The sequence below is a fragment of the Thermoanaerobaculum aquaticum genome (genome assembly GCF_000687145.1).
Classification (GTDB): domain Bacteria; phylum Acidobacteriota; class Thermoanaerobaculia; order Thermoanaerobaculales; family Thermoanaerobaculaceae; genus Thermoanaerobaculum; species Thermoanaerobaculum aquaticum.
Genome location: NZ_JMFG01000013.1, coordinates 1 through 21,397, shown reverse-complemented (window position 1 = coordinate 21,397; position 21,397 = coordinate 1). Strand labels below are relative to the sequence as shown.

General features: G+C 63.4%; 19 protein-coding genes and 1 pseudogene. 14 read left to right on the top strand and 6 right to left on the bottom strand.

What is annotated here, in order from left to right:
• Positions 1-35: 35 nt before the first annotated feature.
• From galT to EG19_RS05420, 12 genes and pseudogenes are all read left to right on the top strand, one after another.
• Positions 36-1,082 carry a galactose-1-phosphate uridylyltransferase gene (gene galT / locus EG19_RS05475; protein ID WP_038048402.1) on the top strand — a complete coding sequence of 349 codons (1,047 nt, stop codon included), beginning with the start codon at positions 36-38 and terminating at the stop codon, positions 1,080-1,082.
• The gene (locus tag EG19_RS05470) at positions 1,079-2,647 is read left to right on the top strand and encodes a 1,4-alpha-glucan branching protein domain-containing protein (protein WP_053334947.1); all 1,569 of its coding nucleotides are present in this window, start codon (positions 1,079-1,081) and stop codon (positions 2,645-2,647) included. Before galT ends, EG19_RS05470 begins: the two co-directional genes overlap by 4 nt.
• A 9-nt stretch (positions 2,648-2,656) precedes the next feature.
• Positions 2,657-4,084 (top strand): glycogen synthase GlgA, encoded by a 1,428-nt coding sequence (gene glgA / locus EG19_RS05465; RefSeq protein WP_038048463.1) that lies wholly within the window; start codon positions 2,657-2,659, stop codon positions 4,082-4,084.
• A gap of 101 nt (positions 4,085-4,185) precedes the next feature.
• Positions 4,186-4,764 (top strand): annotated as a pseudogene (locus tag EG19_RS14410) (GTP-binding protein); the annotation flags it as partial.
• A 677-nt stretch (positions 4,765-5,441) separates the two neighbouring features.
• Positions 5,442-7,040, top strand: a complete 1,599-nt coding sequence (locus EG19_RS05455) for a LysM peptidoglycan-binding domain-containing protein (RefSeq protein ID WP_053334945.1) — start codon at positions 5,442-5,444, stop codon at positions 7,038-7,040.
• 232 nt (positions 7,041-7,272) lie between these two features.
• Positions 7,273-8,388 carry a Re/Si-specific NAD(P)(+) transhydrogenase subunit alpha gene (locus EG19_RS05450; protein WP_038048399.1) on the top strand — a complete coding sequence of 372 codons (1,116 nt, stop codon included), beginning with the start codon at positions 7,273-7,275 and terminating at the stop codon, positions 8,386-8,388.
• A complete protein-coding gene (locus EG19_RS05445) occupies positions 8,388-8,669 on the top strand; it encodes an NAD(P) transhydrogenase subunit alpha (protein WP_038048397.1) in 282 nt (93 codons plus the stop codon). Before EG19_RS05450 ends, EG19_RS05445 begins: the two co-directional genes overlap by 1 nt.
• Before the next feature lie 10 nt (positions 8,670-8,679).
• Positions 8,680-10,065 carry an NAD(P)(+) transhydrogenase (Re/Si-specific) subunit beta gene (locus EG19_RS05440; protein ID WP_038048396.1) on the top strand — a complete coding sequence of 462 codons (1,386 nt, stop codon included), beginning with the start codon at positions 8,680-8,682 and terminating at the stop codon, positions 10,063-10,065.
• 144 nt (positions 10,066-10,209) lie between these two features.
• A complete protein-coding gene (locus EG19_RS05435) occupies positions 10,210-11,361 on the top strand; it encodes a GGDEF domain-containing protein (protein ID WP_038048392.1) in 1,152 nt (383 codons plus the stop codon).
• 58 nt (positions 11,362-11,419) lie between these two features.
• Complete coding sequence (locus EG19_RS05430; RefSeq protein ID WP_038048389.1) at positions 11,420-12,637, top strand: MFS transporter; 1,218 nt, start codon at positions 11,420-11,422, stop codon at positions 12,635-12,637.
• Between the two features lie 21 nt (positions 12,638-12,658).
• Positions 12,659-12,841, top strand: coding sequence for a YgaP family membrane protein (locus tag EG19_RS05425; RefSeq protein WP_038048388.1), 183 nt, complete (start codon positions 12,659-12,661; stop codon positions 12,839-12,841).
• Between the two features lie 55 nt (positions 12,842-12,896).
• The gene (locus EG19_RS05420; RefSeq protein ID WP_053334944.1) at positions 12,897-13,754 is read left to right on the top strand and encodes a metallophosphoesterase; all 858 of its coding nucleotides are present in this window, start codon (positions 12,897-12,899) and stop codon (positions 13,752-13,754) included.
• Positions 13,755-13,763: 9 nt separating this feature from the next.
• Here the strand turns inward: EG19_RS05420 and sppA are convergent, their stop codons facing one another.
• The 3 genes from sppA to queA are packed head-to-tail and all read right to left on the bottom strand — an operon-like array spanning position 13,764 to position 18,374.
• Positions 13,764-15,479 (bottom strand): signal peptide peptidase SppA, encoded by a 1,716-nt coding sequence (gene sppA, locus EG19_RS05415; RefSeq protein WP_053334943.1) that lies wholly within the window; start codon positions 15,477-15,479, stop codon positions 13,764-13,766.
• 21 nt (positions 15,480-15,500) lie between these two features.
• Positions 15,501-17,309, bottom strand: coding sequence for an oligoendopeptidase F (gene pepF, locus EG19_RS05410; RefSeq protein WP_053334942.1), 1,809 nt, complete (start codon positions 17,307-17,309; stop codon positions 15,501-15,503).
• A gap of 42 nt (positions 17,310-17,351) precedes the next feature.
• A complete protein-coding gene (gene queA, locus EG19_RS05405) occupies positions 17,352-18,374 on the bottom strand; it encodes a tRNA preQ1(34) S-adenosylmethionine ribosyltransferase-isomerase QueA (protein WP_038048439.1) in 1,023 nt (340 codons plus the stop codon).
• Between the two features lie 129 nt (positions 18,375-18,503).
• On the opposite strand from queA, the gene EG19_RS05400 reads away from it, so the two are divergent.
• Together EG19_RS05400 and EG19_RS05395 are read left to right on the top strand one after the other, a co-directional pair.
• A complete protein-coding gene (locus tag EG19_RS05400; protein WP_038048384.1) occupies positions 18,504-18,815 on the top strand; it encodes a nucleotidyltransferase family protein in 312 nt (103 codons plus the stop codon).
• Positions 18,799-19,215 carry a nucleotidyltransferase substrate binding protein gene (locus EG19_RS05395; protein ID WP_053334941.1) on the top strand — a complete coding sequence of 139 codons (417 nt, stop codon included), beginning with the start codon at positions 18,799-18,801 and terminating at the stop codon, positions 19,213-19,215. The genes EG19_RS05400 and EG19_RS05395 overlap by 17 nt, the downstream gene beginning before the upstream one ends.
• Before the next feature lie 153 nt (positions 19,216-19,368).
• On the opposite strand, the gene EG19_RS05390 is transcribed toward EG19_RS05395, so the two are convergent.
• From EG19_RS05390 to EG19_RS05380, 3 genes are all read right to left on the bottom strand, one after another.
• Positions 19,369-19,962: a YceI family protein gene (locus EG19_RS05390; protein WP_038048382.1), complete on the bottom strand. Its 594-nt coding sequence runs from the start codon at positions 19,960-19,962 to the stop codon at positions 19,369-19,371.
• Positions 19,963-20,027: 65 nt separating this feature from the next.
• Entirely contained in the window at positions 20,028-20,498 is a 471-nt protein-coding gene (locus EG19_RS05385) for a tRNA (cytidine(34)-2'-O)-methyltransferase (RefSeq protein ID WP_038048380.1), read from the bottom strand.
• Positions 20,499-20,786: 288 nt separating this feature from the next.
• A complete protein-coding gene (locus tag EG19_RS05380) occupies positions 20,787-21,242 on the bottom strand; it encodes a transposase (protein ID WP_081799946.1) in 456 nt (151 codons plus the stop codon).
• Between the last annotated feature and the right edge of the window lie 155 nt (positions 21,243-21,397).

Sequence of the window (21,397 nt, the reverse complement as noted above, 5' to 3'; positions counted from 1 at the left end):
AAAAGCCCTGGCTACACAGAGGAGCAAACAAAACCATGCCTGAGCTGCGCTTTGACCCCATCCGCCGGCGATGGTCCATCATCGCCACCGAACGCAAGTTTCGGCCCCACGAGTTTGCCCAACCGCAACCGGAAACCTCATCACCGGAAGGCTGCCCATTCGAATACGGGCAGGAAGCGGCCACCCCGCCGGAAATCCTCGCCTACGGCCGCCAAAACCACCAGCCCAACACCCCGGGCTGGCAGGTGCGGGTAGTGCCCAACAAGTTTCCGGCGCTGCGCATTGAAGGCGAGCTCACCCGCGAGGGCGTGGGCATCTTCGATCGGGTGAACGGCATTGGCGCCCACGAGGTCATCATCGAAACCCCAAACCACCACGCGGAAGTGGCCGACCGCTCGCCGGAAGAGCTGCAGCTGATGTTTAAGGCCTGGCGGGAAAGGCTCACCGACCTGCGGCGGGATATCCGCATCCGTTACGTGCTGCTGTTCAAGAACAAAGGGCGGGATGCCGGTGCTTCTCTCCCCCACCCCCACAGCCAGCTCATTGCCACGCCCATCATCCCCACGGTGGTGGTGGAGGAGCTCAACGTGGCCCGCAACCACTGGGCCCACAAGGAGCGATGCATCTTTTGCGACCTCATCCACCAGGAAAAGGCCTTTGGCGATCGCGTGGCCCTGGAAACCGAACACTTCATCCTGTTGGAGCCCTTTGCCGCTTCCTTCCCCTTTGAAACCTGGATCCTCCCCAAACAGCACAGCCATGACTTTGCCCTGGCCAGTGATGCTTTACTTTTGGAACTGGGCAAGGTGCTGCGGGACTTTCTGCGCCGCATCCGGCAGCTTCTGGCTGACCCTCCGTACAACCTCATCCTCCACACCGCCCCCAGCCCCCACCCCCGACCGGGACAGCCCCAGTACTGGACCACCATCGAGTACGACTACCACTGGCACATCGAGTTTGTGCCCCGCATTACCCGCATTGCCGGCTTTGAGTGGGGCTCAGGCTACGCCATCAACCCCACGCCCCCCGAGGAAGCGGCCCGCTTTCTCAGGGAAGCCACCAGCGACGGGGAGCAGCCATGAGGGAAGCCCGGGGGCTTGCCATCGTCCTCCACACCCACCTGCCCTGGGTGCTGAACCACGGGGCGTGGCCTCACGGGGAGGACTGGCTCTTTGAAGCCACCGTGCACTGCTACCTGCCGCTTTTGGCCATGCTGCAAAGGCGGGGGAGAAAAGGCGCAAAAAACCAGCTCACCATCACGGTTTCGCCGGTGCTGGCCGCGCAGTGGCGCCACCCGAGCTTCCCCGGCAAGCTGGCCACCTACCTGCAGAACCGAGTGGCAGCCGCGGAAGAAGCCAACGACCTGGCGCTGGCCGGCTTCTGGCGGGAGCTCTTTGCCGATCGCTTGCGCTTTTTCGACACCATTAACAGCGATCTCGCCGCTGCCTTCGCGCAACTGGCCCACGATCAGGTCATCGAGCTGGGAACCTGCGCCGCCACCCACGCCTACCTTCCGCTGGTCCACGACCTGCGCTCGGCGCGCCTGTCGTTGCTTTTGGCCCAGGCCTACCACCACCAGGTCTTCGGGCGGAAAGCCGCAGGTGTTTGGCTCCCCGAGTGCGCCTACCGCCCCGCCGGCCCCTTCCGCCACCCGGTCACCGGGTTTTTTGAGCCCTTCCGTCCGGGCCTGGAAACGCTTCTGGAGGAAGCCGGTTTTTCCTGGACGGTTTTGGACTCCCACCTGCTCCTGGGGGGAAAACCGGTGGCTTCCTCGGCTGCCCAGCAGGTCAGTGCGGAAATCCCCACCTCGCCGTCGCTTTACCACCCCGCGCTGATCGCCCGCTCGCAGGTAGCGGCCTTTTTCCGGGACCCCCATACCTCCCTGCAGGTTTGGTCGCGGGAGCACGGTTACCCCGGCGAGGAGCGCTACCTGGACTTCCACAAGCGGCACTGGCCCTCGGGCCTCAAGCTGTGGCGGGTCACCCACCCCAAGGCCGACCTGGCGGACAAGCTCCCCTACGACCCCGAAGCCATTGCCCAGGCCGTGGACTCCCACGCCCATCACTTCCTGGAGGTGGTGGCAGGTCTGGGCGATGCCCGGGGAGGCGTGGTGGTGGCCCCCTTTGATACCGAGCTCTTCGGCCACTGGTGGTTTGAAGGGGTGGCGTTTTTGGAAAAGGTGCTGGAAAAAGCCGAAACCCACCCCCTGGTGCACCCCACCACGCTTTCCCAGGCGCTGTCCGTCGAAGCTCCGTCCCCGGTGGAGCTCCCCGAGGGCTCCTGGGGCGAAGGGGGGGACCACCGGGTTTGGGTAAACCCCGAGACCGAGCACTTTTGGCGGGAGCTGGCCTCCGTGGAAAAGCAAGCCTGGGAGGCTTTGGTGCAATCCTCAGCCCACGACGGGTTCCGCTCCGCCCAAGCCCACGAGCTGCTTTTGGCCCTGGCTTCCGACTGGCCTTTCTTGGTGACCACCCAGGCAGCCCGGGATTACGCCGAGCGGCGCTTTGCCCTCCACGTCCAGCGCTTGCGCCAGCTCATCACGGAGGCCGGCGGTCCGCTTCCCCCCTGGGTGGCGGAGGACGCCGCCTTCCCCGACGGTCTTTTGCTTTCGGTGGTGGGCGAGGTTGTTTCCCACCCAACCCTTTAAGGAGTGCCCATGCGTTTGGCCCACGTGGTTTCCGAAGCGGTACCGTTTTCCAAAACCGGCGGCCTTGCCGATGTGGCGGGAGCCTTGCCCAAAGCGCAGGCGGCCCTGGGTCTTGACGTCAGCGTGGTGCTCCCCGCCCACCGCCTCACCGTGCAAGCCCCTCCGCCGGGCACGCCGGTGGGCACCGTGGAAGCGCTGGGTCTCCAGGGAAAGGTTTACGAGCTCCTCCAGGACGGTGTGCGCTTTCTCTTTCTCGACTGCCCACCGCTCTTCGTGCGGCCTGCGCTTTACAGCTTGCCGGAAGGGGACTTCCCCGACAACCCCATGCGCTTTGCCTGGTTTTCCAGGGCTGCCTTGCAGGTGACCCAAGACCGGCAGGTCATCCACGTTCACGACTGGCAGGCGGCGCTGGTGCCTTTCCTACTGGCTTGCCAGGCGGACTCTAGCCGACCTCAACAGGCCACCGTGATCACCATCCACAACCTGGCCTACCAGGGGGTTTTCCCGCCCTGGGTGCTTTCCGCGTGCCAGCTGCCGGAGGCCTACTTCACCATGGAGTGCCTGGAGTACTACGGCCAGGTGAACTTCCTCAAGGCGGGGCTGACCACCGCCTCGGCCATCACAACGGTTTCCCCCACCTACGCCCGGGAAATCCTCAACCCGGCCTTTGGCTGCGGGCTGGAAGGGGTGCTGGCCAAAAGGCAGGACCGCCTTTTCGGCATCCTCAACGGCCTGGATGAGGACCTCTGGGATCCGGCCAGGGATGCCGCTTTGCCGTTGCCCTACACCCGGGAAAACCTCACCGCGGGAAAGGAAGCCGCCGCCCAGGAACTCCGGCGGGTGCTGGGCATGAGCCCCAGCTCCCGGCCGATCCTGGGGATGGTTTCCCGCATTACCGAGCAAAAGGGCGCCGACGTGCTGGTGGCGGCGCTGGAAGACATCCTGCAGTTGGGGTTCGATGTGGTGGTGTTGGGCACCGGCGAGGGGCGCTTTGAAGAGCTTTTGAAGGCTGCTCAGGCAGCCCACCCCGATCGCGTGGCCGTGGCCCTCCGCTTTGACGACCGGTTGGCCCGGCTCATTTACGCAGGGAGCACCCTCTTCCTCATGCCCTCCCGCTGGGAGCCCTGTGGCCTGGGGCAAATGATTGCCATGCGCTACGGCACCCTGCCGGTGGTACACGCCACCGGCGGTCTGGCCGATACGGTTCGGGATGCTTCCCAGCCGGACGGTAACGGCTTCGTGTTTTCCCCGCTCACCCCCCAGGAGCTGGTGCGGGCTCTGCAGCGGGCCAAAGAGCTGCTGGCTCAGCCGGAAGCCTGGCAGGAACTGCAAAGACGCGCTGTAGGTCAGGATTTTTCGTGGAAATCCTCAGCGCAAAAGTACCTCGAGCTTTACCGCTGGCTTTTAGGGTTAGAGCCAACGGGAGCGCGCAGGTAGCAAGGGCTGCTGGCAGCGTTTTTCCCGCGCCCCGGGCCGTCGCGTTGACCGAGGCTCCTGCGTGTGCTAGGGTTTTCTTCGTGGTGAGCGGAGAGCCTTAGATGGTCTTCTTTAACTGGGCCACCATGCAAATGGCGGCCAAGATCGTGTACTACGGTCCTGGCCTTTGCGGCAAAACCACCAATCTGTCGTACATCTACGCCAAGACCGCCCCCACTTCCCGGGGGGAAATGGTTTCTCTGGAAACCGAAACGGACCGCACGCTTTTCTTTGACCTCCTGCCGCTGGAAGTGGGAAAGGTGGGCGGCTTCCGTACCCGGTTGCAGCTTTACACCGTGCCCGGGCAGGTGTTTTACAACACCACCCGCAAGCTGGTGCTGAAAGGTGTAGACGGCATCGTGTTCGTGGCCGACTCCCAGCGCCCAATGGCCGATGCTAACGTAGAAAGCTTCAACAACCTCCGGGAAAACCTGCAGGAGCTGGGGATTGACTTCGACTCGGTGCCGCTGGTGCTGCAGTACAACAAGCGCGATTTGAAGAACATCCTGTCGGTGGAAGAGCTCAACGCGGCGCTCAACCCCGACGGCAAATACCCATACTTCGAAGCAATAGCCACGCAGGGCGTGGGGGTTTTTGAGACCCTAAAGGCCATCACCAAGCTCACGCTTAAGACGCTGCGGGCGCGGATGGCCACGCAAGAGGCCAAAGTGGAAGAGGTGCGCCCAGCGGCGGCTGCTCCTCCGCCACCTCCCCCAGCTCCTGCACCCGCACCGAAGGCCAGCTTTTCCCCGGACCGGCTAGCCAGTGCGGTGGAGCAAGAGCTGCCCCCGCCGCCGGTGGTGGAGGTGCTTACCGAAACCGTGCAGCCACCGGTGGAAGAGCTGCCGGCAAGCGCGGTCACCGGTCCAGCGGCAGAAGTTGCCCCGGAAGCCCCGCCGCCCGCCACTCCGGAAGCCGAACCAGCGGTGGAGTTCGCCACCACCACCGAGCCGGCCCCACCCTCCACCCCGGAAGTCCGGCACGTCCGCGTGTCGTCTTCCCTGGACATCCTGGCGGAGCTTGAAAACCTGCGGAAGGCCAGCACCTACAAGGCCCCCGTGGAGGAACCAGCGAAACCCGCGTTGGACCTGGACGCGCTGTTGGCGGGGTCCCTCAACTCCCGCCAGGAAGTTCGCAAGAAGGTCGAGGAACACGTAGGCAAAGCTCTGGGGCAAGCTGCCCGCTGTCGGGTGCGCATCGAGCTGGTGGACGACAACGACGCCACCGTGGCCACGGTGGCCCCCGTGGATGTGGAGCTCAAGCGGGGGGAACGGGTGCGGCAGCTGGCCCTCACCCTCACCGTCAACCTGCAGGGCGAATGAAGGGGAGCTGGTTCTTCTCGGCGGCGTTGGCCGGGCTTTTGCTTGCCTGCCAAACTACCGTCCAGCACAGGCCGGTAGTGAGCGTTGCCAATACCAGCGGAAAGCCGGCAAACCAGCCGGAGGAAAGCGCCGGGGAAAAACTGCGGCGAAATGCCGAAAAAGCTCTGGAGTCCGCCCGGGAAGCCGCCGTTGCCGGCGACGAGGATGGCTTTCTGGCCTGCGAGTCCACCCTTGTGCAGCAGGTAGGGGAGGCCATCGCCGAGGCTCCCCAGGACCCCGAGCTGCCACAGGCCATCGCTGAGCTCTGGCAAGAGCTGGACGACCTTACGGCCACCCTGTACGCCGAGGAGGAAACTCCAGAGCAGGAAGAAAGCGCTCAGGTTCCCGAGGAGGTTTTACCGGCAAAACCCGAACAGGTGGAGCAAGCCGCCCGGGAGGCCCAAGAGCTCACCTTTGACTTACCGGTGAAGGTGACCCCGGAGGTTGCGTCGCTCATTGACTTCTACACCGGCCCATACCGGGAAAGGCTAATTGCCGCGCTGGAGCGGGCGGCCCGCTGGCTGCCGCTCATCCGCTCCTACCTTTCGCAAATGCAGCTGCCCCAGGATCTGGCGTACCTGCCCCTGGTGGAAAGCGCCTTTCACACCCACGCCCGCTCCCGGGCCAAAGCCACCGGCCTCTGGCAGTTCATGGCCGGCACTGCCCGCCTGTACCAATTGCGCTGCGACGGGTTGGTGGACGAGCGTTTAGACCCCCAGCGGGCCACGCAAGCGGCGCTGGCGCACCTCTCGGACCTTTACGCTACTTTTGGCAACTGGGAGCTGGCTCTGGCGGCCTATAATTCCGGCGCCGGACGGGTGGAGAAGGCCATCAAGCGCGCAAAAGGCAACACCGACTTCTGGAGCATCCGCCGGTTTTTGCCGCGGGAAACCCGGAACTACGTACCCGCCTTTTGGGCAGCGCTGATCGTGGTCAAGCAGCCTCAGCGCTTCGGCCTTCCCACGTTTCCGGAGCAAACCTGGTGCCGGGACATGGTGCCGGTGGAAGGGGCGCTGGACCTGGAGGTTTTGGCCGAAAAGGGCGCGTGGGACCTTGAGACCCTGCGCCAGCTCAACCCTGCTTTGGTCCGCGGCATTACCCCTCCAGCTGGCGTGTACCAGGTGGCGGTCCCCTGCGGACAGGGGGAACAGGCCAGAACCGTCATTGCCTCCATCCCGCCCAGCGAGCGCATCAAGCGGCTTTTCCACACCGTGCGGCCGGGGGACACCATTGCCGCCATTGCCCGCCGCTACCGGGTTTCACCAGAAACCATCATGGCCGCCAACAACATCACGAACCCCAGGGCCTTGCGGGTGGGCCGGGAAATGGTGATCCCCAAGGCCGGCTGGTCAGCCGCCACCGTGGCCGAGAACCGCGAAAAACCGCGTTCCCGCGCCCAGAGCATCCGCAACCCCCTGCGCTACCGGGTGAGGCCAGGGGACACCCTCTACAGCATTGCCAAACGCCATGGGCTCACGGTGGAGGCCATCCGCGCCAAGAACAACTTGAGCGGCACCGTCATCCGACCGGGTGATGTGTTGTACCTAGCCCCGTGAAGGCTGCTCCCAGCCTTTGCGTGGCTCTCCGGCAAAAACCAAAGGCTAAACGCAGAAAACTCGCTTTTGGCCCCAGGAAAACAAAGAGGCCACTAGCTTTTTACCCGGTAGCGTTGTGACGGACAACGATTTCTTTTAACTCCAGGTCACATTCCTGTGAAAGTTGATGCAACCCTAGGGTAAAATACCCAGCCGCGCCTTAAGAGAGGCGGCGGCAGAAGGGGGGAAGCCCGTGAAGATCGGAGTACCACGCGAGGTAAGACCCGGGGAACGTCGTGTGGCCCTGGTCGCCGATGCCGTGAAGAAGCTGGTGGGCGCCGGCCACGAGGTTTTGGTGGAAAAAGGGGCGGGAGCGGCCGCAGGGGTCACGGACGAGGAGTACGCCCAGGCGGGTGCGAAAATCGTAGCTCCCGACCAGGTTTGGGCCGCGGACATTGTGGTCAAGGTGGAGCGCCCGACCGACGAGGAAATCGCCAAGATGCGCCAGGGGCAAGTGCTGATTGCCATTTTGCAGCACCTGGCCCACCCCGAAACCGCAGAAAAGCTGGCCAAACAGGGTGTCACCGCCTTTGCCATGGACTGGATGCCACGCATCACCCGCGCCCAGGATATGGACGCCCGCTCCTCCATGAGCACGGTGCAGGGATACAAGGCGGTTTTGGCTGCTGCTGACCTTCTGCCGCGCTTCATGCCCATGCTCATGACCGCTGCCGGCACCATTTCCCCTGCCCACGTGCTGGTGATTGGCGCGGGGGTGGCGGGTTTGCAGGCCATTGCCACGGCCAAGCGCTTGGGGGCGGTTGTGGAGGCCTTCGACGTGCGACCGGCTACCAAGGAGCAGGTGGAGTCCCTGGGCGCGCGCTTTATCCCCATGGACCTGAAGCTGGAGAAGGCCCAGGACGAACAGGGGTACGCGGTGGCCGTGGGTGACGAGGTGCTGGAGCTGGAAAGGCAAACCCTGGCCAAGAGACTCCCCCACAGCGATGTGGTGATTTCCACGGCCCTGGTGCCCGGGCAAAAACCGCCGGTGCTGCTCACCACCCCCATGGTGGAAACCATGCGCCCCGGCTCGGTGATCGTGGACCTGGCCGCGGCCTTTGGTGGCAACTGTGAGCTGACCCGCGCCGGTGAGGTGGTGGAGCACAAGGGGGTCAAGATCGTGGGCTACACCGACTGGGAGAGCCGCGCCGCCGTCCACGCCAGCCAGATGTACTCCAAGAACGTGCTTAACTACCTCAACTTCCTGCTCAAAGGTGGTCAGCTTAACCTCAACCTTGAGGACGAGCTGGTGAGCTTCCCGCTCATCACCCACGCCGGTGAGTTCCGGGCGCGGAAAGGAGGTCAGTAATGGAATCCCTGGTGATGATGCTGACGGTTTTCGTGCTGGCGGTTTTCGTTGGGTTTGAGGTCATCTCCAAGGTGCCTCCCCTGCTCCACACCCCGCTGATGTCGGGTTCCAACGCCATTTCCGGAGTCACGGTGCTGGGCGCCATCATTGCCACCGGTGCGGCCATTACCAGCGGCATGAAGTGGCTGGGTTTTGTGGCGGTGGTGCTGGCCATGACCAACGTGGTGGGCGGGTTTGCGGTCACCCACCGCATGCTGGGCATGTTCCGGCGGAAGAAGTAAGGAGGCGACGATGCTCAACTTGCTCTACCTACTGGCAGCCGTGAGCTTTATCTTTGCGTTGAAAATGCTGTCCTCCCCCAAGACCGCGGTGGCCGGCAACCTCACCGGTGCGGTGGGCATGCTGGTGGCCATCGTCGCCACCCTTTACGCCGGAGGCGTGGTGGACTTCCCCACGGTGCTGGCGGGTCTCGCCCTGGGCTCGCTGTTCGGGCTGTTGTTGGCGCTCTTTACGCCCATGACCGCCATGCCGGAAATGGTGGGGCTTTTAAACGGCTTTGGCGGCGCAGCCTCGGCTCTGGTGGCTTCCGCCGAGCTGGTGCGGGTGCACCACACCCCCGAGGAATCCCTGGGGATGGTGGCCATCATTGCCATTGCCCTTTCCCTGCTCATCGGTTGGGTGACCTTCACCGGCTCCATGGTGGCCTTCCTGCGCTTGCGGGAGTGGATCTTGGGTGGCCGCCCCACGCTTTTCCCCGGCCAGCACTGGCTGAACCTGGCGCTGTTTCTGGCTTCGGTGGTGGCGGCGGTTTTCCTGGTGCAAAAACCGGAAGTGGGCACGCCCTTTTACGTGCTTTCGGCGCTTGCGGCGGTTTTAGGTGTAGGCCTCACGATCCCCATTGGCGGTGCCGACATGCCGGTGGTCATTTGCCTTTTGAACTCCTATTCGGGCATGGCCGCATGCACCACCGGCTTCGTGCTCAACAACAACGGCTTAATTATTTCGGGGTCGCTGGTGGGCGCTTCCGGCATCATCCTCACCAACATTATGTGCAAGGCCATGAACCGCTCCTTCACCAACGTGCTGTTCGGTGGCTTTGGGGCCACCGTGCAGGAGGTGGCGGCGGCAGGGCCTGGCGGACCTAAGACCGTACGCCGCGGCGATGCCGAAGAAGCCGCCATGATCCTGGAATCGGCCCGCACCGTGGTCATTGCCCCTGGTTACGGCATGGCCGTGGCTCAGGCCCAGCACGCCGTCAAGGAGCTGGCCGACGAGCTGGCCAAGCGGGGTGTTGATGTCAAGTACGCCATCCATCCGGTGGCGGGGCGCATGCCCGGGCACATGAACGTGCTCCTGGCTGAAGCGCAGGTTCCCTACGAGCAACTTTGGGAAATGGACAAGATCAACCCGCTCTTCCCCGAAACCGATGTGGTGCTGGTCATCGGCGCCAACGACGTGGTCAACCCCGCAGCCCGCACCGATCCTTCGTCCCCCATTTACGGGATGCCCATCCTGGATGTGGACCGCGCCCGTACGGTGATGGTCATCAAGCGCTCCCTCAACCCCGGATTTGCCGGCATTGATAACCCGCTTTACTACCTGCCCAACACCATGATGCTGTTTGGGGACGCCAAGAAAATGGCCCTGGAGCTGGCGGAAGCCCTCCGCAGGCTGTAGCCACGAAGTTTTTTGCCACGCAGGGGGCGGGTCATTCCCGCCCCTTTTTCGTTGGCGCGTTAAAAGGACGCATGCTTTGCATTCTTCCGGGTTGGCCTTAGAATCCAACGAGGAGGTTTGCTTGACACTTAAGCACATTCGAACATGACGCTCTCGCAATGGTCTGTGGTGGTGCAGTTAGGGGTGGCGAGTTTGCTGGCCATTTTCTTCTTTACCCTTGCCCGCTCCCTGCGCCTCATCGAAGTCCGCCTGTGGGCCCGGGCCTGGCTAGCGGACACCGTAGCGTTGGTAGCCGTTTATCTTGCAGCTTTCTTTTCCGACACCGGCTTCCTCCGCCAGCTCTTCCTGGCCGCGTACCTTGCCGCCAAAACCGCCTTTGTGATTTGGGTGGTAGCCGGAGTGAGCCAGCATTTGGCCCCGGGAAAAGAGGCCGTTTTGGGGAAAAGAAACGCCTGGTGGATGGTGGGGCTCTGGGGCCTTAGCCTTGGCCTGGCCAACCCCTCTCTTTCCGCCGCCCTCATGGCCCAATCCACGCTGGTGGCCGGTGCTTTCCTGGCCACCGCCTTTTGGGTTTGGCGGCGCCCCCGCTTCCCCCGGTCACGGTGGCTCGCCGCTTCGCTGTTTCTGGAAGGCGTTCTTTTTGCCGGATACGTGGCCGCCCTCGTTCCCACCGTGTGGGGTGGGGCTCCTCCCCGCGGCTTGCTGCCGGTGACGTCTTTCTTTGACGCGGGGGCCGAGCTGGTGCTGGCCATGAGCATGCTCATCGTTCTGGAGAGCTCCTCCACAGCCCAGCTCAACCACCTTCACGCTGAGCTCATGGACTCCTACGACCGCCTGCGCGCCCTGGTGGAGCAGGATCCGCTTACAGGCCTGGCCAACCGCCGGGCCCTGGAAACCGAACCCCTGCGCCAGCACAACCAGCCAGTGGTGGTGGCGTTTTTTGACGTGGACAACTTCAAGGAAATCAACGACAGGTACGGCCACGTGGTGGGGGATGCCTGCCTCATCCGCGTGGCCACCGTCATCGCCAGTCGCTTCCGCCCGGAGGACCGGGTTTTCCGTTGGGGCGGGGACGAGTTCTTGGTGCTGGCTGCAGGCATGGATCCATCCAGCGTCGAGGAGCGGTTTGCGGCCATCGTTCAGGACCTGGAAAAAGCCGAAGAGGGGCTGCCCCCCTGCCGGCTTACCATGGGCATAAGCCAGCTCTCCCCTGGCCAATCCCTCAACGAGGCCTTAGCGGCTGCCGATCTGGCCATGTACCGCGCCAGACAGCAACGGACTGCCAGTCAAGCCTGACGTCAGCCGAGATTCCATCACCCTTTCGGTCCTTTGGCCAGCAAAGCTAAAATGGCCCGTGCGGCTGCGGGAAAAGCTCGGTTGGATTGCCCTCCTTTACTTTGCCGAAGGGCTCCCCTTTGGCATTGCCTATGACGTTTGGCCGGTGTACTTCCGGGTTCACGGCGTTTCCCTGCGGGAAATTGGCTTTATGAGCCTGTTGTCCCTGCCGTGGACGCTCAAGCTGCTGTGGGCACCGGCGGTGGACCGCTGGGGGATGCGTCAGCACTGGATTGCTGCCGCGCTTACCAGCCTGGGCCTAACCACGCTGGTGCTCCCGGCTCTGGACGCCGCTCACCCGGGCCCCCTCCTCTGGGCCCTCATGCTGGCGTTTACCCTGGCTTCCGCCACCCAGGACATTGCCGTAGATGCTTACGCCGTGGACCTGGCCAGCCCCGGGGAGGAAGGCGCCATCAACGGCATGCGGGTCACCGCCGCGCGGGTGGCTTTGCTTTTGGGCGGCGGAGGGCTCATCACTGCAGCTGGATGGTGGGGGTTTGAGCCCCTTTTTGCCCTCACCGGTGTGCTCTTCTTCCTGCTGGCCGGGGCCGCCTGGTTCAGCCCCCGGGTGCCGCTCGCTGCCAACCAGCGACGGTCTCCCATCAAGCCGGTGTTGCGCTGGCTTTTCCGCCCGCAAATGGTGCCGGTGCTGGCGTTCACTCTGCTCTTCAAGCTTGGGGACTCCACCTTGGGCCGTATGGTCAAACCCTTCTGGGTGGACCGGGGGTACAGCCTGGAGGAGATCGGCTTGATTTCCGTGACCCTGGGCACCGTCCTCACCATTGGCGGGGCGCTTTTGGGGGGCTGGTTCGTAAGCCGTTTTGGCATTTTTTCCGGGCTTTTGTGGCTGGGGGGCCTGCAAATGGTTTCCAACCTGGGGTACGTGGCGGTGGCCGCGCTCACCCTGCCCCGGGAAAGCATTTACCTGGCCTCGGCCTTTGAGTCCCTCACCCAGGGGCTGGGAACCGCCGCTTTCTTGTCGTTTCTCATGGGCCAGTGCGAAAAGGAACACGCCGCCACCCAGTACGCGCTGCTTTCCGCAACCTTTGCGTTGTCCCGCGACCTGGTGGGGGCCTTTTCCGGTTTGGGCGTGGAAAACCTCGGTTACGCCGTGTACTTTGGCGTGACCACGGCGCTGGCGGTGCCAGGGCTGGTGCTGCTCTTGCCGTTGCGGAAGGTCCTGCTTTCGCAACAAGCTCCGGAGGCTGCAGGGGCAAAACCCCAGGGAAGCGATTAGAATGGCTTGCAGGAGGTGCCTATGAGTGCCAACGTGGGAGGCGCTGACAAGGTCATCCGCATCGTCGCTGGGCTGGTGATCTTAGGGCTGGGGCTGGCGTTTAAGAGCTACTGGGGGCTTGTGGGGCTTCTCCCGCTGATCACGGGGCTTGTGGGCTTTTGTCCCGCCTACGTGATCTTTGGCATTTCCACCTGCAAGAAGTGAGCTTGAGGGGCGTGCTAGACTTCAGGGTCCCCCGGCTGTAGGGGGGCAGGATCCAGTGCACGCGGTCACGTACATCACCCGTCATCGGCGTTGGCCAGCGCGGTTGGGCTGGGGCGGCGAAGGTCTTTACTCCCGCTTCCGCTGGCACCGCGAGCGCAGCCTCCCCCTGGTGCGCCGGGTGCTGCTGGTGCACCCTCGCCTCCCTGAGGCTTTCGATGGCCTCACCGTGGCGCAGGTGAGCGACGTGCACGCCGGCCAGTTCATGACCCCCGATCGGCTGGAGAAGGTCCGCGCGCTCGTGTGCCGACTGGCGCCAGACATGATCGTGTTTACCGGGGATCAGCTGGACCGCCGGCCGGTGGATGCCGAGCTCTTTGTGCAAGCTTTTGCTGGTCTTTCCGCCCCCTTGGGTGTTTACGGCATCCTTGGCAACCACGACTACCTGGCAGGCCGGGAGCTGGCGGTAGCGGCGCTGGAAGCGGCGGGGATTACCCCGCTGGTGAACGAGGCGGCGCTGGTCCAGCGCCGGGGCGCTTCGCTGCTTTTGGCAGGGGTGGACGATTTGGATGCCCCCCGTCCCTTTGGCCCCGATTTTTCCGTGCTGCAAACCGACAACGGCTTTTTTAAGCTGCTGCTCTGTCACCAGCCGCGGCTGTGGCCGGAAGCCATTCGCCACGGCGCCGACCTCACGCTTTCCGGGCACACCCACGGCGGGCAAATTTCCCCTATCGGTGAGCGCTTTTCCGTGGCCCGCCTAGCCACCCGGTTTGTGGCCGGCGCTTACGTTTCCGGTTCCCACCTGCTCTACGTTTCCCGGGGCGTGGGGGTGGGCGCGGTGCCGCTGCGGGTGGGCACCCTGCCGGAGGTGGACCTCATCACCCTGCACCGCGGCCAACCCGCCGCAAGCCTTTAAGGCCAGAACTTACCGCACCACAATGGGTGGCAACCAAACGGGCCCGGGAAGGGCTGCCTTCCCTTGGGCCAGCAGGGAAAACCACGTTCTGGCTTGCTCTTCGTCATCCGGACGCAGGATTCGCTCGAAGAGCTCAATCTTTCGAGGGTAAAAGCGCAGCTCCACCGGATCTTCGGGACCCAACCCGGCAAGCTTCCTGGCTTCCTCCAGGGCCACGTCAAAGCCTCCCAGGCGGTCCACCAGACCCAGCTCCAGCGCCTGCTCCCCGGTAAAGACCCGGCCCCGCCCCATGCTGTCCACCTTTTCCCGGCTCAACCCCCGGGCTTTGGCCACCCGCTCCACGAACTGGTCGTACACCCGGTCAAGCCAGGCTTGAATGATCTGCCTCTGCTCCGGTGTCCAGGGGTGCAGGCTGCCGAAAAGGTCGGCGTTGGGGCTGGTGGCCAACTCCCCCCAGGTGACGCCCAGCTTTTCCTCCCAGAACCTGGCCATGGCCAAATGCCCCGCAAAAACGCCAATGGAAGCGGTAATGGTCCCCGGGTTGGCCACCACTTTTTGGGCCCCGCAGGTGATCCAGTACCCACCGGAAGCCGCCACGTTGCCCATGGAAACCACCACCGGTTTTTCCTTGGCAGTGCGTTCCATTTCCACACGGATGATTTCCGAAGCCACGGCGCTACCCCCTGGGGAGTTGATGCGGAAGATCACCGCCTTGGCGTCCGACTCCCTCACGTCCCGGAAAACCCGGGCCATGGTTTCCGCCCCCATCACGTCACCACCGAAGAAGGGCACCGGAGAAAAGCCGCTTTCCCCCCGCATAATGGCCCCTTCCGCCACCACCACGGCAATGGGGGTTCCGCTGGAATCCGGCCTTCCGGAGCGCAAGTACCGCCGCAAGCCCACCACCTCCAGGCTTCCGCTTTCGCCTTTTGCGGTCTCCTCGGCAAAGCTATCCCAGTCCTGGATGGCGTTCACCAGCTTGAGCTCCAGCGCTTTAGGTCCCAGGTACGGCCCCTGGGCCATCAACGTTTGCGCTTGCGCTTCCGACAGGCCTCGAGAGGAGGCAATCCCTTTCGCGATTTGTCGGCCTATGGAGCCCAAAAGCCACGCCGTCATTTCCCGATGGGCCGGGGTAAAGTCCTTTTCGATATAGAAATTGCGCGCGGTTTTGTAGTCGCCAATTCCGGGAAAATCCGGCTCAATTCCCAGCCTGTCCAGGGTGCCGCGAATAAAGGGGACCTCGGCCTTCAGACCCACAAGCGTGAGGTCACCCATGGGACCCAGCACCACCTTTTGGCAGCCGGTGGCCAGAAAGTAGGCCATGTTTCCGGAGTAGCCTTCCCCTGCGGTTTCCAGGTAAGCGTAGGTGGGCTTTCCGGCAGCAGCCACCGCCTGCAGCTGCTCGCGGATTTCCTGCACCGTGGCCAGACCAGCAAAGCAGTCACGGATTTTCACCCGCACGGCCTTAATACGCTTGTCAGACCGCGCTTTGACCAGAGCGTCCCGGAGGTCCTGGCGGGAAACCACCCGGGGCCCAAAGAGCTCAGCCCAGGGCTCCTCGCTGCTCCGCTCGGGGATTTCGCCGGCAATTTCCACGTGCAGCACCGCACTGGAGGGGAGCCGGCGCACGGTCATCTTTACCCCCACGATGATGGCCAACACCCCGCCCACCACCACCAGCACCAAGCACCCCAGCGCTGCGAACACCTTGGATCGTCCAGCCATAGCTCCCTCCCGTCTTTCACCCTATGATACGGTCAGCGCCAGCCCTTTGTTCTCGTCCTGCAACAGCTTTTCCGCCCGCTCCAGCAAGCTCGCGAAAAACACCCCCAGCTCCTGGTACGGTTCGGGGCTCGCCAGATCCACGCCCGCCTGGCGGAGAAGCTCGTAGGGGTACGCCGAACCGCCGGCTTTCAGGAGGTTGAGGTAGCGCTCCCTTGCCCCCGGTTCCCCCGCCAGGATTTGCCGGGCAAAAAACGTGGAAGCGGCAATGGAGGTGGCGTACTGGTAAACGTAAAAGCCGTAGTAAAAGTGCGGGATGTACGCCCACTCCACGGCAAATTCCCCGTCCACCATGACCTCTTTTCCGTGGCCTAACCACCGGCGCTGTTTTTCCCCGTAAAGGGCGGTGAGGTTTTCGCCGGTGAGGGCTTCCCCTCTTTCCACCTTTCGGTAGACGGCCAGCTCGAAATCGGCAAAGTTAGCCTGCCGGAAGAACGTTCCCCGGATGTGCTCCAAAAGGTAGGAAAGCACGAAAAGCTCCTGGCCCTTATCGAGAGGGCCCCGCAACAGGTGATGGAAAAGCAGGGTCTCGTTTAAGGTTGAAGCAATTTCCGCAAGGAAAATCGGGTATTCCGCTGTAGGGTAAGGTTGGTAGCGGTTGGCCAGAGCCGAATGCACCGCGTGACCCCACTCGTGGGCCATGGTGGCCACGCTGTCCAGCGACCCGTGGAAGTTCAAAAGCACGTAGGGGTGCACATCGTAGGCTTCACCCGTGCAGTAGGCCCCGGACCTCTTCCCTGGGCGCGGGTACGGGTCCATCCACCCGCCCCCAAGCCCTTCCTGCAGCACCTGGCTGTACTCCTCGCCCAATGGGGAAAGGCTTTCCACCAGCAGCTCGCGGGCTCGTTCAAGGGTGACCTCGCCGAAGCTGTCCTCGCCCCAGGGCACGTAAAGGTCGAAAAAGGCCAGCGGCGAAATGCCTAACGCCTTGCGGCGCAGGGCAAAAAGCCGATGCAGAAGCGGCAGGAGGTTTTCCGCTTCGCGCAAAAGGCGGTGGTACACCGCTTCTGGGATAGCGTTGGGGAAAAGCGCCGCCTCCAGGGACGAAGCAAAACGCCGCAAGCGCGCCTCCGTGGCCTGGTGGCGCACGTGGGCATCCAGGGCGCAGGCCAGGGTGCGGGCAAACTGCTGGTACGTGGCGAAAAAGCTGCGGGCGGCCTTTTCGCGCACGCTGCGGTCGCGGTGTTCCCGCAGGCGAGTGTACGCCGTCTGGTCCACCCGCACCTTTTGCCCATCGGCAAGCTCAATTTCGGGAAAGGGAAACTCCGCATGGGTGAGCACCTGGTAGAGGTTGTACGGGGATCTCCCCACGGGCGAAAGCTCGGCCAACACCCGTTCTTCCCCCTCGGGCAAGAGGTGGGCGCCGTGGCGTACCGCATCCCGCAGGTAAAAGGCAAACTCCGCAAGCTCCGGCTCCTGGGCCAACAGCGCCTCCACCCGTTGCTCGCCCAGTTGCGCCAGGCGCGGCGAAAGCCAGGACCACGCCGCCGCCAGCTTGCCCCCCAGGTCCTGCACCTGCAGCCGGCGGGCCCAGCGCTCGCTATGGCGGGTATCCTCGTCGGAGCTGGCAAAAGCGTACACCGAAAGGCGGCCAAACTCACGAAACGTTTGAAAGAAATCCCGAAGCGCCCCCAGCAGGTTGGGGCTCTCATCGAGCGAAGTCTTTTCCCATTGGGCACCCAAATCGGCCCGCGCGGAAGCTTCAGAAAAAGCCTGCCAAAAGGCCTCGTCGTTGGGGAACAGGTGAGTAAGGTCCCAGCTTGCTTCGGCCACGTGACAACCCTCCAAGGAAGGCGATGGTAGCAAACCAAAAGGCTAAAGGATGAGCATGGCGTCGCCGTAGGAGTAAAAGCCAAACCCCCGGGCTTTGGCCATCTCGTAAGCGGCCAGCACCCTCTCTCGCCCCGCCAAAGCCGACACCAGCATCAACAACGTGGAACGGGGCAGGTGGAAGTTGGTGAGGAGAGCCCCCGTGCCGCGAAATACGAAACCCGGGAGGATGTAGGTGTCGGCATGGGCGACTCCGGGCAAAACCCTGCCCCCGCCTCGCTTCAACGCATCTTCCAGCGCCCGCACCGAGGTGGTCCCCACCGCCACGATGCGCCTGCCGAAAGCTAACGCCCGGTTGAGGGCACCGGCGGTTTCGGGGGAAATCTCGTAAAGCTCGGGATCCAGACGGTGCTGCCTGGGGTCCTCGCTTTTTACCGGCTTAAACGTGCCGGGGCCCACGTGCAGGGTGAGGCTTACCACCTCCACCCCCCGGGCCTCGCAGGCCGCCAGAAGCTCGGCCGTTAAGTGCAAACCCGCGGTGGGGGCGGCCACCGCCAGGCCCCTGCGGGCAAAAACCGTCTGGTAGCGCCGGCGGTCTTCCGGCTGCGCCCTGCGTTTCTTTTCGATGTAAGGGGGAAGCGGCACCTCCCCGAGGGCTTCCAGGGCGGAAGCGTCCAGAGGCGGCTGGAAAGCCACCAAAAGCTTGCCCTCCCCTTGCCGCCCCTGGATCACCCCGCGCCCCCAGGGGAACGACACCACCGTTCCCTCCCGCAGCCTGGCCGCCGGACGGCCCATGGCCTCCCAAACGCCCTCTCCCGCCGGCCGCAGCAAGAGCAGCTCGCAAACCCCTCCCCCGGGGCGCCTTCCGAAAAGCCGAGCGGGGATGACCCGCACATCGTTGAGGAGCAGCAGGTCCCCGGGCGTCAGAAGGGCGGGGATATCGCGGATGTTGGCTTCCCACGGGCTGCCCTGCCGGGGCAGCACCAGCAGGCGCGAGGTGCCCCGCGGCCGCGGAAAAGCAGCAATCAGCTCAGGGGGAAGCTCGTAGGCAAAATCCTCCGTCCGCACAACGCAAACGTAGCCTGTTTCCCGCCAACCAGCAAGCCACACCGCATTGCCTGCCGCTGCACGCTGGAATTAGCCGATGTGGCAAGACCCATAGCCCGCTTTTTGGCAAAGGTGCGCTAGACTGACGATGTGAGCAAGGTCGTTGAGCAGGAAGAGGTATTGCACGAGCTTACCCGACGGGTTGCCCAGCGGCTTCAGGGTCGCCGCTATAAGCTTTACCTTTTTGGTTCCCGGGCCCAGGGCAACGCCAGCCCCCGCTCCGATTACGACCTGGCCCTGTGGACCGACCCGCCGCTGGATCTGGCAACGCTGGCCCGTTTGCGGGAGGAGCTGGAGGAGGTCAACATCCTCCAGCGGGTGGACCTGGTGGAGCTGTCCTGGGCACCAGGGCTCAAAGAAACCGTGGAAAAGGAGGGGGTGCTCCTTGGCCAGGGAGGATAAGCTCAAAGCTCAAACTGCCCTTTTGCGCCGGGCTGTGGAGCGCCTGGAGGTGGCCTTATCGCGGCCTAAAGACGAATTTGTTCGCGATTCGGCAATTCAGAGGTTCGAGTTTTGCTTCGAGCTGGCGTGGAAGGTGCTCCAAACTTACCTGGAGCGTGAAGGCCTGGAAGCTCGCTCCCCGCGCTCGGCCATCCGCGGAGCCTTTCAAGTGGGGCTTTTACCCGATGACGCCCAGTGGCTTGAGATGCTGGAGCTCCGAAACCTCACCAGCCACACATACGACGAGGCCCTTGCGGAGAAGATCTATGCTGCTCTCCCCGGCGCTCTCCAGAGGCTCCAGGACCTTCTGCATCGCCTGGAGACGCAAGGACTCGCTCCAGGGAATTCCCAGCCAGCATAAAAGAAAATCACTCCCGAAAATAAAAAGCCCCGCCCGAAGGCGGGGTTTGGAGCTTGCGAGCGTCCAGTTAGAAGCGCACCCCCGAAGCCCGTAAGACGTCCCCAGAGGCTCGGGCAACCGCAAAAGCAGGGGCTTACTTAGCGGCAAAAAGCTTCAGGGTTTTCTCACTAGCTCCACGTCCAAAATCACGCGCACGTCGTCGCCCACCACCACCTCACCGGTGTCCAGCACCTTGTGCCAGGAAACCCCGAAGTCCTTTCGGTTGATGGTCGTGGTGGCGTGCACGCCCACCCGCAGGTTACCCCAGGGGTCCTTCATCACCGGGCTCACCTCGGCCTCCAGAACCACCGGTTTGCTGACCCCCTTGATGGTGAGATCCCCGGTCACCCGGAACTTCCCGTTCCCCGCCGGCTCCACTTTCTTGGACACAAAGGTAATCGTGGGGAATTTTTCCACGTCCAGGAAATCCGCCGAACGTAGGTGCTTGTCGCGGTCAGCAATGCGAGTATCAATGGAGGCCGCCTGGATGCTCACCTCCACCTGGGCGGTTTCCGGCTTGTCGGCCACGGTGGTCACGGACACCGAAAACTGCGTGAACTCCCCGCGTACGTTGGAAACCATCATGTGCCGCACCGAAAACCCTACCGAGGAATGCGCCGGGTCAAGACTCCAAACGGTCTTTTGTTCTTGCGCTTGGGCACCCAAAGCGAGCAAGCTTGCCGCAAATACCAAGACAACCTTCCTCATAACAACCCTCCCTTTCTGCCCAGTTTGCATCCGGGCTAGCCCCAAAAACCCAAAAGCGCCTTTCTTTATTTCGGCACCCGCTGCTGGCGGTATACCTCGGCCAAGGCCACCGCCACCGCCGAAGAAAGGTTCAGAGAGCGAACCACTCCCGGTTCCTGGGGAATCCGCACCAGCCTTTCGGCAAACTGCCGCCGCAAGCTTTCAGGCAAGCCCACCGATTCCCGCCCAAAGACCAGCACCGGGTGGGGCGGAAAGGCAATCTCGAACAGGCTGCGCTCCCCTTCCGCAGAAAAAAAGAACGCCTCGCCCAGCACCGGCAAAGCCCCCGCAAAAGCCGGCCAGCTGTCCCAAACCCGCGGCTGCACGTGCTCCCAGTAATCGAGGCCAGCCCGCTTCAGGGCTGAAGATGAAAGAGAAAACCCCAGGGGCCGCACCAGGTGGAGCTGAGCGCCAAAGGCCAGGCAGCTGCGACCCACGTTGCCGGTATTCCAGGGGATTTCCGGCGAAACCAGCACCACGTGCGCTAACACCGCCATAGGCGAAGTCTAACGGAGAACGAATCTTCAAAGGCGACTCCACACCGCAAACGCGACCACCTCGGCAAATGTGGGACCCGCGCTAAAAAATGTGGGACCCGCGCTCCTGCGCGGGTCTTTTTTCTGCCGCCGCGGAGCGGCGGCCCCGCACAGAGAAAACTGCGGGACCCGCGCTCGAAATGTGGGACCCGCGCTGAAAAATGTGGGACCCGCGCTCCTGCGCGGGTCTTTTTTCTGCCGCCGCGGAGCGGCGGCCCCACAAGTGGACCGGCGGCGACACACGCCGAGCTACCCGTCTCCCTGTTCACAATCGCCCATAATGCCGGCCCAGGGCCACGGTTTCCCTGGAGCCATCAAGCCCGCACGTATCGGGTTCCCTACGATGTACCGCGCCACGACGGCGAGCTTCTCCTGTTTCCGGAGCACATGCTCGAAGAAACCCGGCTGGAATTGCACGTCAAATTTGCCGAGCCAACGCTTAAAATCCGCCACCCAGCGGCCTAGGCTATCCTGTTCTTGCCGCAGAGCCATGAGTACATGAATGTGGTCCGGCATGATGCAGTAAGCAAAAAGGTTGATCCGGCTTTGGCCGTAGAAGCGCAGCGCGTCAACTGCAGCCTGGGCAAGCTTGGGGTTCGAAAACAGTGGTTTCCGATCCAGGCAGCCGATACGCACGTGAAACACTGGTCCCGGACGATCATAGGGGAAACCCTCCAGGCGACGAGGGCGTCCCGGGAAGCTCATGGGGACAATTTACCACGATCAACTCTAAGGTTTCGAGACTGGGCTTCGGATGTGGATCCGCGACCTGTCGCAAGTTCAAGAAAAATGTGGGACCCGCGCTAAAAAATGTGGGACCCGCGCTCCGTCGCGGGTTTGCCGCCGCGGAGCGGCGGCCC